9 protein-coding genes are annotated in these 12,199 nt (G+C 63.5%); 5 read left to right on the top strand and 4 right to left on the bottom strand.

What is annotated here, in order from left to right; translation table 11 throughout:
- From H928_RS0101320 to H928_RS0101310, 3 genes are all read left to right on the top strand, one after another.
- Nucleotides 1-1,121, top strand: a 1,121-nt coding sequence (locus H928_RS0101320) for an efflux RND transporter periplasmic adaptor subunit (RefSeq protein WP_021024870.1), incomplete at its 5' end; no start/stop codon positions are given.
- A 12-nt stretch (nt 1,122-1,133) separates the two neighbouring features.
- Nucleotides 1,134-4,313, top strand: coding sequence for an efflux RND transporter permease subunit (locus H928_RS0101315; protein ID WP_021024869.1), 3,180 nt, complete (start codon nt 1,134-1,136; stop codon nt 4,311-4,313).
- A gap of 197 nt (nt 4,314-4,510) precedes the next feature.
- The gene (locus H928_RS0101310; protein ID WP_027010403.1) at nt 4,511-4,855 is read left to right on the top strand and encodes a DUF4148 domain-containing protein; all 345 of its coding nucleotides are present in this window, start codon (nt 4,511-4,513) and stop codon (nt 4,853-4,855) included.
- Between the two features lie 80 nt (nt 4,856-4,935).
- Here H928_RS0101310 and cadR read toward each other — a convergent pair whose 3' ends face one another.
- Nucleotides 4,936-5,370, bottom strand: a complete 435-nt coding sequence (gene cadR / locus H928_RS0101305) for a Cd(II)/Pb(II)-responsive transcriptional regulator (RefSeq protein ID WP_021024867.1) — start codon at nt 5,368-5,370, stop codon at nt 4,936-4,938.
- Between the two features lie 95 nt (nt 5,371-5,465).
- Between cadR and H928_RS25660 the strand changes: the two genes are divergently transcribed.
- On the top strand, nt 5,466-7,886 hold the full coding sequence (locus tag H928_RS25660) for a cation-translocating P-type ATPase (RefSeq protein ID WP_021024866.1): 2,421 nt from the start codon (nt 5,466-5,468) through the stop codon (nt 7,884-7,886).
- A gap of 112 nt (nt 7,887-7,998) precedes the next feature.
- Here H928_RS25660 and H928_RS0101295 read toward each other — a convergent pair whose 3' ends face one another.
- Nucleotides 7,999-9,030, bottom strand: a complete 1,032-nt coding sequence (locus tag H928_RS0101295; protein WP_204366274.1) for a CFI-box-CTERM domain-containing protein — start codon at nt 9,028-9,030, stop codon at nt 7,999-8,001.
- A gap of 254 nt (nt 9,031-9,284) precedes the next feature.
- On the opposite strand from H928_RS0101295, the gene H928_RS0101290 reads away from it, so the two are divergent.
- On the top strand, nt 9,285-10,079 hold the full coding sequence (locus tag H928_RS0101290) for a class I SAM-dependent methyltransferase (protein WP_027010402.1): 795 nt from the start codon (nt 9,285-9,287) through the stop codon (nt 10,077-10,079).
- Between the two features lie 23 nt (nt 10,080-10,102).
- Here the strand turns inward: H928_RS0101290 and H928_RS0101285 are convergent, their stop codons facing one another.
- Both H928_RS0101285 and H928_RS0101280 read right to left on the bottom strand, forming a co-directional pair.
- Nucleotides 10,103-10,573, bottom strand: a complete 471-nt coding sequence (locus H928_RS0101285) for a hypothetical protein (protein WP_021024863.1) — start codon at nt 10,571-10,573, stop codon at nt 10,103-10,105.
- 109 nt (nt 10,574-10,682) lie between these two features.
- Nucleotides 10,683-12,074: an RtcB family protein gene (locus tag H928_RS0101280; RefSeq protein ID WP_021024862.1), complete on the bottom strand. Its 1,392-nt coding sequence runs from the start codon at nt 12,072-12,074 to the stop codon at nt 10,683-10,685.
- Nucleotides 12,075-12,199: the final 125 nt, after the last annotated feature.

Genomic DNA, 12,199 nt, shown 5'->3' with positions numbered 1-12,199 from the left:
AACACCATGGTGAGAAAGCCGACAAAGCCGAGGCCAGCAGCAAGGACGCGCACGGCGCTGCCGCCGGCGGTCATGCCGAAGGCGACGAAGCGGGCGAGGGCCTCGTCAAGCTGAGCGCAGCGCAGGCCAAGGCGGCCGGCGTGGTGCTGGCCCAGGCGGGCCCGGCATCGATCAAAAAGCAGGTATTGCTGCCCGGCGAGATCCGCTTTGACGAAGACCGCACCGCGCACGTGGTGCCGCGCGTAGCCGGTGTCGTGGCCTCCGTCCACGCCCAGCTGGGCGAGCAGGTGGCCAAGGGGCAGCTGCTGGCCGTCATTCAGAGCCCGGCAGTGTCGGACCAGCGCAGCGAGCTGCAAACGGCGCAGCGGCGGCTGGCCTTTGCCAAGAGCAGCTACGCGCGCGAAAAGCAGCTGTGGCAGGAGCGTATCTCTGCCGAGCAGGACTACCAGGCAGCGCGCCAAGCGCTGCAGGAGGCCGAAATTGCCGTGGCCAATGCCGCGCAAAAGCTGTCCGCCATTGGGGCGGGCGCGGCTGGCGCCAGCCGCTATGAGCTGCGTGCGCCACTGGCCGGCATGGTGGTGGAGAAGCACCTGACCGTCGGCGAATCGGTGACTGACAGCACGGCCTCGTTCACCGTGTCGGACCTGCGCTCGGTCTGGGCCGAGATCAGCGTGGCCGCGCCGCAATTGCCCGATGTGCGCATGGGCGCGCCGGTCGTCGTGCGTGCCACGGCGTTTGACTCCCAGGCCGATGGCCGGATTGCCTATGTGGGAGCGCTGATTGGCGCGCAAACCCGCACGGCACCGGCGCGCGTGGCGCTGGCCAACCCGCAGGGGGTGTGGCGGCCGGGCCTGTTTGTCGATGTGGCGGTGCTGGCCGGGGAATCGCCCGTCCCCATTGCGGTGGACGCCAAAGCCATCCAGCGGCCCGATGGCAAGGAGAGCGTGGTGTTTGTGCCGGCCGAGGGCGGCTACAAGGCCCAGCTGGTGCAGTTGGGCGCCAGCGACGGCAAGACCACCCAGGTGCTGGCGGGCCTGCAGGCGGGGCAGGCCTATGTCCGGGAGGGCTCCTTCCTGTTGCGGGCCGAGCTGGGCAAGGCCTCTGCCGAGCACGCGCATTGATCGGGAGTCTGCATGTTTGAACGCATCATCCGTTTTTCCATCGAACAGCGCTGGCTGGTCATCCTGGCGGTGTTCGCCATGGCTGCGCTGGGCGTATTCAGCTACCAGCGCCTGTCCATCGATGCCGTGCCCGACATCACCAATGTGCAGGTCCAGATCAACACCCAGGCGCCGGGCTACTCGCCGCTGGAGACCGAGCAGCGCATCACCTACCCCATCGAGACCGTGATGGCCGGCCTGCCGCATCTGGAGCAGACCCGTTCGCTGTCACGCTACGGGCTGTCGCAGGTGACGGTGATCTTCAAGGACGGCACCGACATCTACTTTGCCCGCCAGCTGGTCAATGAGCGCATCCAGGAAGCGCGTGAGAAGCTGCCGCCCGGTATTGCGCCGAGCATCGGCCCCATTTCCACCGGCCTGGGCGAAATCTACCTGTGGACGGTGGAGGCGGAAGATAGCGCCAAAATGCCGGATGGCACGCCCTACACCCCCATGGACCTGCGCGAGATCCAGGACTGGGTCATCAAGCCCCAGCTGCGCAATGTGCCCGGCGTGACCGAGATCAACTCCATTGGCGGCTTTGCCAAGGAGTACCTGGTGGCGCCCCGGCCGGACAAGCTCGCGTCCTATGGCATCTCGATGGACAAGCTGGTCGCAGCACTGCAGAGCAACAACACCAATGTGGGGGCGGGCTATATCGAGCGCGAAGGCGAGCAGTACCTGATCCGCGCGCCCGGCCAGGTCAAGGGCATTGCGGACATCCAGGAAGTGATTGTGGGCAGCACCCAAGGCCAGCCCGTGCGCGTGCGCGACCTGGCCGAGGTGAGCCTGGGCCGCGAGCTGCGCACGGGCGCTGCCACCGACAACGGCCGCGAGGTGGTGCTGGGCACCGTGTTCATGCTGATCGGGGAGAACAGCCGCATCGTCTCCAAGGCGGTGGATGCGCGCATGGAGTCGATCCGCAAGACCTTGCCCGAAGGCGTGAAGATCGTGACCGTCTACGACCGCACCACCTTGGTGGAAAAAGCCATTGCCACGGTAAAGAAAAACCTGGTCGAAGGCGCGGCGCTGGTGGTGGTGGTGCTGTTCCTGTTCCTGGGCAATATCCGCGCTGCGCTGATCACGGCGCTGATCATTCCGCTATCGATGCTGTTCACCTTTACGGGCATGGTGAAGTACGGCATCAGCGCCAACCTGATGAGCCTGGGCGCGCTGGATTTCGGCATCATCATCGACGGGGCGGTGGTGATTGTGGAGAACTGCGTGCGGCGCCTGGCGCATGCGCAGGAGCGCAAGGGCAGCCCGCTGTCGCGCAGCGAGCGCTTTCATGAGGTGTTTGCCGCCGCCAAGGAATCGCGCCGTCCGCTGCTGTTTGGCCAGCTGATCATCATGGTGGTCTACCTGCCGATCTTTGCGCTGACGGGGGTGGAGGGCAAGATGTTCCACCCGATGGCGCTGACCGTGGTGCTGGCCTTGGTGGGCGCTATGGTTCTGTCGATCACCTTTATCCCGGCGGCCATTGCCCTGTTCATTGGCAGCAAGGTGGGCGAGAAGGAGAACCGCCTGATGACCTGGGCGCGCCAGGCCTATGAGCCCTTGCTGGCGCGGGTGATGCGCATGCCGGTGGTGGTGCTGACGGCGGCTGTCGTTTCGGTGGCCCTGAGCCTGCTGCTGGCCTCGCGCCTGGGCAGCGAGTTTGCGCCGAATTTGAACGAGGGTGACTTCGCGATCCAGGCGCTGCGGGTGCCGGGCACGAGCCTCACGCAATCGCTGGAGATGCAGATGCAGATCGAGCGCGCGCTCAAGGACCAGGTGCCCGAGATCGAGCGCGTGTTTGCCCGCACCGGCACGGCCGAGATTGCCTCGGACCCGATGCCGCCCAATATCTCGGATGGCTACATCATGCTCAAGCCGCGTGCGCAATGGCCGGATCCGCAGCGCAGCCGCGAGGACCTGCTCGCCCAGGTGCAGGAGGTCGTCGAGGCGATACCGGGCAGCAACTACGAGTTCTCGCAACCGATCCAGCTGCGCTTCAACGAGCTGATCTCGGGCGTGCGCAGCGATGTGGCGGTCAAGGTGTTTGGTGATGACATGCAGGTGCTCGAACGCACGGCCCAATCGATTGCCGCGATGCTGCAGAAGGTGCCCGGCGCCTCCGAAGTGAAGGTGGAGCAGACCACGGGCCTGCCGATGCTCACCGTGCAGGTGGACCGGGAAAAGGCATCGCGCTATGGCCTGAACATGGGCGATGTGCAGCAGACCATTGCCACGGCCGTGGGCGGCCAGGAGGCCGGCACGGTGTTTGAAGGCGACCGGCGCTTTGACATCCAGGTGCGCCTGCCCGAGGCGCTGCGCAGCGATTTGGCTGCGCTGGAGCGTCTGCCCATTGCGCTACCGCAGCAAGAAGGCAGCCGCCTGGGCTTTGTGCCCTTGTCGGCGGTGGCCAGCTTTGCGCTGTCGCCCGGGCCCAACCAGGTCAGCCGTGAGGATGGCAAGCGCCGCATTGTGGTGAGCGCCAATGTGCGCGGCCGCGATATCGGCTCCTTTGTCGAGCAGGCGCAGCAGGACCTGGGCGCGATGGCGCTGCCCAGCGGCTACTGGACGCGTTGGGGCGGCACCTTCGAGAACATGCAATCGGCCCAGCAGCGGCTGCAGATTGTCGTGCCCGTCGCGCTGCTGCTAGTGTTCACCTTGCTGTTTGCGATGTTCAACAACGTGCGCGACGGTCTGATCGTCTTTACCGGCATTCCGTTTGCGCTGACCGGCGGCATTCTGGCGCTGTGGCTGCGGGGCATTCCGCTGTCGATTTCTGCCGCCATTGGCTTTATTGCGCTGTCCGGCGTAGCCGTGCTGAACGGCCTGGTGATGATCTCGTCGATCCGCGCGCTGCGCGAGGGTGGGCTGGCCGTTCCCGATGCCGTGCACACCGGAGCGCTGTCGCGCCTGCGGCCCGTGCTGATGACGGCCCTGGTCGCATCGCTGGGCTTTGTGCCGATGGCCATTGCGACCGGCACGGGTGCCGAGGTGCAGCGCCCCTTGGCCACCGTGGTGATTGGCGGCATCCTGTCGTCGACGGTGCTCACCTTGCTGGTGCTGCCGCTGCTCTACCGCCTGGTGCACCGGCACGATCCGTCGGAGGATGAGTTGGACGACAAAGAGGGCGCTGACAAACCCGCTGCGCACCCGGCCTGAGCCGCGCTAGCGCACTGACCACCAAGCCATGGCCCAGCCCGCCATGGCTTTGTTTTGTCTGCCGTTTACGCAGCCCGCGCATTGCAGCAATGTCATCTTGCTGTGGGGCTTTGGTCAGCGTGTTTTTTCAACAATGGAGCCATCTCGAATGCAGTCGCAGCGAGAGTATTTTCACCCTCATGAAAGGCATTGCAACCATGCAAAAGACACGCACTTCCACCCTGTTGTCCCTGGCATTCGCAGCCCTGTCGCTGGGCATGTTGAACAGCGCATCGGCCAGCGCGACCTTGCACTCGGCACCCACGGAAAAGGGCTACGAGCTCTACCCCGAACATGCCCAGCCAGGCAAGAGCCGCGCGCAGGTCCAGACGGAGACCATCGAGGCGCTGCAAAAGCGCGGCCCCAACGCCTTGCGCAGCAGCAACTACCCGCCCGCGCCTGTCGCTTCCGGCCCAGGCAAGACGCGCCAGCAGGTGATCGATGCCTACACCAGCGAGACGCCGGCGGAGAGAAAGGCGCGCTTGCAAATGTTCCGTGGCTAAACGCTGCGTGGCTCTAGAAGGTGGCGCAGTGCGCCACCTTCTAGAGCCGGCCCACCTTCCAACGACCCGGCGCCTAATGCCTAGCGCACATGCAGATGCTGTTTGACGGCCGGCGCCGCAGGCGTCTCGGCCAGGCCCGCCAGAATGCCGCAGTGCTCCACATCCTGGGTGCCCCGGCAGCGGTCACGCAGGGCGATCAGCTGGGCTTCCAGCCCGCGCAGCTCCTGGATGCGCAGGGCGACGTGGCCGATATGCGCTTCAAGCAGCTTGTCGACGGTTTCGGCGCAGTCCTGGGCGGGTTCGTCCTTGTAACGCAGCAGCTCGCGCACTTCGTCCAGCGACATCTGCAGCCCCCGGCAGTTGCGGATGAACTGCAGGCGCTCCAGGTGTTGCTCTTCGTAGACGCGGTAGTTGCTGGCGGTTCGCGTGGGCTGCGGCAGCAGGCCTTCGCGCTCGTAGTAGCGGATGGTTTCCACGGGTGTTGCCGAGGCCGTGGCCAGTTCACCGATTTTCATGTCATTGCCCTCATGTCCATACGGAGTCTAGCGATTTAGGCTTGACATTGTAGTTACTACAGGGTTTTTAATCGAAGCAACAGGGAGCACGCTTTATGACCCAAACGAATTCCAACCCAGTCACCGCCCATTCCAACACCGCGCAGCGCCATTCCCATGGCCATGCAGCGGCATCCTGCTGCGCCGGCAAAGACCAGCAGGCCGCCGCCGTGGCCGCCAAGGGGCACGACCATAGGCACGATCACGGCCATAGCCACGACAAGGGTCACGATCACAGCCATGGTCATGACCATGCGCATTCGCATTCCCATGCCCCAGCCGCTACTGCTGCCGCGCATGCGCATAGCGACTGCTGCAGCCCCGACCTGGGCCCAGCTGCCCAGGCCAGCTCGGCCTTGAAGGCCGATGACGGCGCCTTGCTGCTGCGCATTCCCGCGATGGACTGCCCCGTGGAAGAGGGGCAGATTCGGCAGATCCTCGAAGGCGCGGCAGGCGTCAGGCTGCTGCAGTTTGACCTGCCGGCCCGCACCCTGCGGGTCGAAGCCGACCCGCAGCAATGGGCGGCAGTGACGGAGAAGATCCAGGCTGCAGGCTTTAGCACCGAAACGCTGTCGGCCCCGCCGGCTGCCGCCGATGTGCAAAAGGCGCAACGCCGGGAGCTCTACCGCCTGATTGCCGCGCTGGTGGTGGCAGCCACCGCCGAGCTGCTGCACCTGCTGACACCCGAAACCTCGGTCTGGCGCATGGTCGGCATGGCGGTCGCCGCGCTGGCCATTGCGTTGTCGGGCCTGGGCGTGTTCAAGAAAGGCCTGTCGGCCTTGCTGCGCGGCCAGCTGGGTATCAATGCGCTGATGAGCGTGGCGGTGATCGGCGCCTTTGTGATTGGCCAGTGGCCTGAGGCGGCCATGGTGATGGCGCTGTACTCGCTGGCCGAGCTGATTGAGGCGCGTTCGGTGGACCGCGCGCGCAATGCGATTGCCCAGTTGCTGGCGCTGTCGCCGCCGCAGATCGAGACCAGGCAGGCCGATGGCAGCTGGCAGATCCAGGACGCCAAGACGGTGGCGGTCGGCACCCTGGCGCGGGTCAAGCCTGGCGAGCGTTTTGCGCTGGATGGCGTGGTGACCAGCGGCCAAAGCGCGGTGGACCAGTCCTCCGTCACCGGCGAGAGCATTCCGGTGGACAAGGCACCGGGCGACCCGGTGTTTGCCGGCACCATCAACCAAAGCGGCTCGCTGGAGTTCGAGGTCAGCAAGCTGTCGACCGACACCGTGCTGGCCCGCATCATCCACGCGGTGGAGCAGGCCCAGGGCCAGCGCGCGCCCACGCAGCGTTTTGTGGATAGCTTTGCCCGCATCTACACCCCCGCTGTGTTTGTGCTGGCCGTCGCAGTCGCGGTGCTGCCGCCTCTGATGCTGGACTGGCCCTGGCTGACCGCCATCTACAAGGCCTTGGTGCTGCTGGTCATCGCCTGCCCTTGCGCGCTGGTGATCTCCACGCCAGTGACCGTTGTCAGCGGCCTGTCTGCTGCCGCCCGCAGGGGCATTCTGGTCAAGGGCGGCGCCTATCTGGAAGAGGCGCGCAAGCTGCGCGTCGTCGCCCTGGACAAGACCGGCACCATCACCGCCGGCACCCCTCAGCTGGTGCAGACGCGCATGCTGTCGACCAGCACCGATGCCCCCCAGATCGAGCGCATTGCCAAGAGCCTGGCCGCGCGCTCGGACCACCCGGTATCGAAGGCGGTCGCCGCCGGTATCGATGGCGAGGCGCTGGAGGTGGGCAACTTTGCCGCCGAGCTGGGCCGCGGCGTCAAGGGCGATATCGGTGGCCACAGCTATGTGCTGGGCAACCACCGCTGGATCCATGAGCGCGGCCAGTGCTCTGCCGAGGTGGAGGCGCTGATGCTGGCGATGGAGGAGCAGGGCCAGACCGTCTCGGTGCTGGCCAGCGCGCAAGGCGTGCTGGGCCTGTTTGCGGTGGCCGACACCACCAAGGAATCGAGCAAGCAGGCAATTGCCGAGCTGAAGGCCCTGGGCATCCGCACCGTGATGCTGACCGGCGACAACGAAGCCACCGCCCGCGCCATTGCCGCGCAAGTGGGCATCGACGAGGTCAAGGCCAACCTGCTGCCCGAGGACAAGCTCCAGGTCATCAACGGCCTGGTGGCCCAGCAGCCGACCGGCATGGTGGGCGACGGCGTCAACGACTCGCCCAGCCTGGCTGCCGCTTCGATCGGCTTCTCGATGGGCGGCGCCGGCACCGACATCGCCAAGGAGGCCGCCGACATCCTCATCATGAACGACGACCTGCGCCGCGTGCCCGAGACGGTGCTGCTGTCCAAGCGCACCTACGCCATCCTGTGGCAAAACATCATCTTCGCGCTGGGCATCAAGGCGGTGTTCTTTGCGCTGGCGGTGTTTGGCAATGCCTCGATGTGGATGGCGGTGTTTGCTGATATGGGTGCGAGTCTGCTGGTGGTGTTCAATGGGCTGCGGCTGCTGCGGGTGCCTAAAAAATAGGCTGTCGCACAGGGGCGCTTGAGCACGCCTAGGCCCCGGTGGTTGCGCCATCGCAGGGTGCGAACTGAAAGAGGCACCGCAGCGCAACAAGCGCCGATGCCCTCCGGTGTGGTCAGCGCGAACGTCCTGCCGCCGCCCAGGTGATCAGCTTGGCGATAGCCACAGCCGGCAGCACGATGAACACATAAGAGGCGGACCGCGCCAGGCGAGAGCCTTCAATGTGCCGAGCGATAGCAGGGCCTTGGCGGTAATACCAGCGAATGAATGCCTTGCCAAACGCAGTGCGGACCAGCATAGTGTCCCGGAAAGACCGGAGGAATGTGACATTTGGGTGCTGTGCGCTGCCCATGGTTGCAGTGATCACAAAGCAATACGAGGATTTTCTTTTTGGATAGGGGAGTTGGTAGCCTGGATCCAGCGCTACGAGCTTCTCTGCATATAAATTGAAAATAACGCGCAGCTCTTTCTCGTAATCATCGTTGAGATGTTTGACGGTCGTGGCATTGCCATTGGCAGGATCTTTGAATTTGATGCCTGAGATATTGTCACTGCATATCTGGACAATATTTTTGAGGATTTGGGTGTCCTTGGGGTTGTAGCTGTGCGCGGTTTCGAGCAGCGAAATAATCTCTCGGCAAAGTGTCAAATGACTGGCCCATGCGCCATGGGCCGCGACAAGCCTTGTAATGATGCTGCTTGCCATTTGGTAATTGGTCGCGCCAACACTTGCCATGTCCCTTGCAGCTGCTGCTTTCATATCGGCGACCTTATCGGGGGGCGATAATTTAATGGCCTGTGCAATGGCAACCTGCATTTCTTTCAGGTGTTGAAAGCTCCCGTTGCCCATCGCGCCAGCGGCCTTCCCCTTGCCATACCAGGCATCCGCATTGCGAGGCTCTATCTCCAATACCTTGGTGTAATAGCCGTAGGCTTCTGAAAAATTTCTCGCCGCCAAAGCGACATGCGCCAGCTCCATAAAAGTGGATGCGCTGCCAGAAATCAATCGAATGGCTTGTCTCACGACGACATCGACACCACAGTACATGCATTTGACGATGTCGTGGTCATCAGGTACTTGGAGCTTTCCCGAGCAGGAAGGGCATAGGGCAGGCACAAATGGCATAAACTCTTTCGATATCTTCAAGTGTTCGGGGCAGCAGCGAGGAGTCTGGAATTCCTCCAAATGGCTTATGTTCCGATCTTCGTCGCGGCGGACATTCAATCATTTCCCGCCCAATGCCGGAGTGGGTGCAAGCTTTGGTTGGTTTCGCTTATGGGGGGAGAAGCAGCGCATTGGACCCCGGGCGCTGGATAGTCTACCGCTGGCTGGGCGGGCCCATGGCACGCGGACAATCCCGTATTTGGACCATGCATTCTGCCGAGATGCTGAAGAGCCCCATGACAGATCCCATCGACCTACTCACCCACAACCAAGCCGCCTGGAACCGCCAAGCCGCGCAAGGCTGCGCATGGTCGGCCCCGGTCAGCGCTGAAGCGATTGCAACAGCCCGCGCGGGCGACTGGAGTGCCGCCCGCCTCACGCCCGGGCCCTTGCCCACCGGATGGTTGGATAAGGTGCGTGGCCGGCGCATTCTGTGCCTGGCAGCCGGAGGTGGGCAGCAGGCCCCCATCCTGGCAGCAGCGGGCGCTGTCGTGACCGTGTTCGATTTTTCCGAAGGGCAGCTAGGCCAGGACCGCCAAGTCGCCGCCAGAGAGGGGCTGGAGCTGCGCTGTGTGCAGGGCGATATGCGTGACCTCTCCGTCTTTGCCGATGCCAGCTTTGACGTCATCTTCCACCCCATCTCCAACCTCTATATCCCCGATGTGCGCCCGGTCTGGCGCGAATGTGCGCGCGTGCTGGCGCCGCGTGGCGAGCTGCTGTCTAGCTTTTGGAACCCGGTGGTCTTTGTGGCCGACCGCGACCCGGCCTTGACGGCCCAGGGGCTTGTGCGCCCCAACCGCCGGCTGCCCTTTTCCGACTTAGCGCACTTGTCTGCGGAAGACCTGGCCGCCAAACGCGAACGCGGCGAGCTCCTGGTGTTTGGCCATACGCTGGCAGACCAGATTGGCGGGCAGTTGGATGCGGGCTTGGTGCTTACCGGCTTTCATGAAGACTGGCAGCCCCATCCGCGCTTTGTGGTCGAGAACGTGATGCCGACGTTTATAGCGACCCGGGCGTTGAAGATTGCCTGAACGCCTTGGTGATGTTGGTGTGACTAGGTCCACACCTCATCCGTAAGCCTTTTCATCTCGGCCGCTGCCGCGCGAAAAGAGGACAGAGGAAAAGCCGCTTTCTGATGGGGTGTGATCCATTTCACCGAAGTCACTATGCCGTGGCGCACATCGACTGCTTGGCCAAACCGCTCCCAGGCCACCGCGTCTGCATTGACGGTCTGCTCAACGACCACGACCGTGCAGTTCATGTCCATATCATCGGCACACACCAAAACCGGCACAACGGTGGCGCTACCCTCGCTCTGAGGGCCGAGCAAATGCCATGCATTGTCATAGTCTGCTTGGTCGATCAGCCATCCTTGGGCAGGAACGAGGTAGTCGGTCATATCGTCCCCGGCAACGTCCTTCACGCCTTTTATCCACTGTTCCAGCGGTACACCGTCAATGCGCAGAACAGGGTGCGGGCTACTGGCAGTTCGCGATTTGTGCATTCCAGCGTCGATGGTGTTCATGTGTCGGCAAAAATCTGGGTTGAGACATGTGATTCAGCGTGCAGGTTAGCGCATTGGCTTGCTGCCAGGAAAGCCGCTGGCCATCAAGACCAACGGCTTTCTGTCACCATCAAGCCTTGAAAGTCAGCCAAGGCTTCAAGCGAACGCTGGCGCGAATCAAACCTGCCTGCTCCTGGGCTTGTAAAACGGGCCCCACCGGTTTGTAGGCGCTGGGTGCTTCTTCGATGAGCCGCTCCTCACGCAAGGTGATGCATTGCCAGACCGTGTCGACCAGGGGTTGCTTCATGCGGCGGGTATCCTGGCGGCGCACCTGGCGACCCGCGCCGTGGCTGCAGGAGCGCAGCCAGTCTTCGTGGCCCAGACCCTTGACCAGGTAGGAATGGTCACCCATCGACCCAGGGATCAGGGCCCACTGGCCGTCGTGTGCGGGCGTGGAGCCTTTGCGGTGCACATTGAATTCGCCTTCTTGCAGAACCACGTTGTGCGGCACATCCACAATCACTGCCGATGCGTCGGGCGCTGCAATATCGGCCAATTGCTGGCGCACGATTTCTCCCAGGGCCATACGGTTGAACCAGGCGTAGCGGGCGGCCACGCCCATGGCCTTCAGGTACTCGGCAGCCAGATGGCCGCTCAAGCCATAGAGCCCATGGCTGGGGTGTTTGAGGCCTTGGGGCCACTCTTGCTTGGCCAGGTCCATCCAGCGGCGGCCCACATAGAAGCCGACATCACGAGAGCCGGTGTGGATCATCACGGTGATATCGCCTTTTTTGAGACCTGCTTCATAAGCCGCATGCCGGTCGAAGATCGCATCGACGACATTGAATTCCAGAAAATGGTTGCCTCCGCCCAGCTCTGCGGCAGAAGGTGGACGCACGATCTCGCGGCTTTGCATCAAGGCCTCGGGCCCATAGCGTGCATCACCCTGGAAGCTATCGAGCCCCACGCAGGCTGCCAGCTCGCGCTGGAGTTGATCACGATCGGCCGCGCGCCATAGGCCCAGCTCGGGCAGCAGCTCCAGAAAGCTGGCCGGGCCATCGTCAAACAGCGCTCTGAAGCCGGCGCTGCGCACCGGCACATCGCGGCCGTTCTCCAGGATGGCTCTCTTGAGCTTGGCAATGATGCTGCTCTTGTGCGCCTCGGCCTGGGCAAGGTTGAGCCCCGTGCGCATGATCCGGATGCCGCAGTTGATGTCGGTGCCTATCGCGGCGGGGATGACAAAGTCCCGCGATGTGGCGACCACGGCGCCTACCGGCGCGATACTGCCTGGGTGGAAGTCAGGCGTCGCACAGGCCTTGCAGACAGCGCCGTGGCCCTGTGGATCGGCTACGGAGGCAAATTCAAGCAGCTGGGTCACTGCCTTTTGCTCTAGGGGCAACGAGGCGGGCAGCAGGATGGATGCCGCTGCATGCGCGTTATGGATGTCGTAGATACCGTCTCGGAACGAGACATGGATGCCCTGGCGAGACAGGGCTTTTTGGAGTCGGGGAAAGTTCGACATGATGCTGAAAACAGGTACGCAAACAAACACCCTCCGTGTGACGGAGGGTCTACGCACCTTCAGGCAGCAGCACCAAGAAGGATGAGGTGGCCAAGTATAGGCCGCATGGCGCCCGATGCGAAGGC

The sequence above is a fragment of the Comamonas sp. B-9 genome (assembly GCF_000410635.1).
GTDB lineage: Bacteria > Pseudomonadota > Gammaproteobacteria > Burkholderiales > Burkholderiaceae_C > Comamonas.
This window is presented reverse-complemented; position numbering and strand designations above follow the sequence as displayed.

Bases quoted from the DNA above. Each gene is read 5' to 3' on its own strand.
- H928_RS0101315 (WP_021024869.1), top strand. From the start codon at position 1,134: ATGTTTGAACGCATCATCCGTTTTTCCATCGAACAGCGCTGGCTGGTC.
- H928_RS0101310 (WP_027010403.1), top strand. From the start codon at position 4,511: ATGCAAAAGACACGCACTTCCACCCTGTTGTCCCTGGCATTCGCAGCC.
- cadR (WP_021024867.1), bottom strand. From the start codon at position 5,370: ATGAAAATCGGTGAACTGGCCACGGCCTCGGCAACACCCGTGGAAACC.
- H928_RS25660 (WP_021024866.1), top strand. From the start codon at position 5,466: ATGACCCAAACGAATTCCAACCCAGTCACCGCCCATTCCAACACCGCG.
- H928_RS0101290 (WP_027010402.1), top strand. From the start codon at position 9,285: ATGACAGATCCCATCGACCTACTCACCCACAACCAAGCCGCCTGGAAC.
- H928_RS0101285 (WP_021024863.1), bottom strand. From the start codon at position 10,573: ATGAACACCATCGACGCTGGAATGCACAAATCGCGAACTGCCAGTAGC.
- H928_RS0101280 (WP_021024862.1), bottom strand. From the start codon at position 12,074: ATGTCGAACTTTCCCCGACTCCAAAAAGCCCTGTCTCGCCAGGGCATC.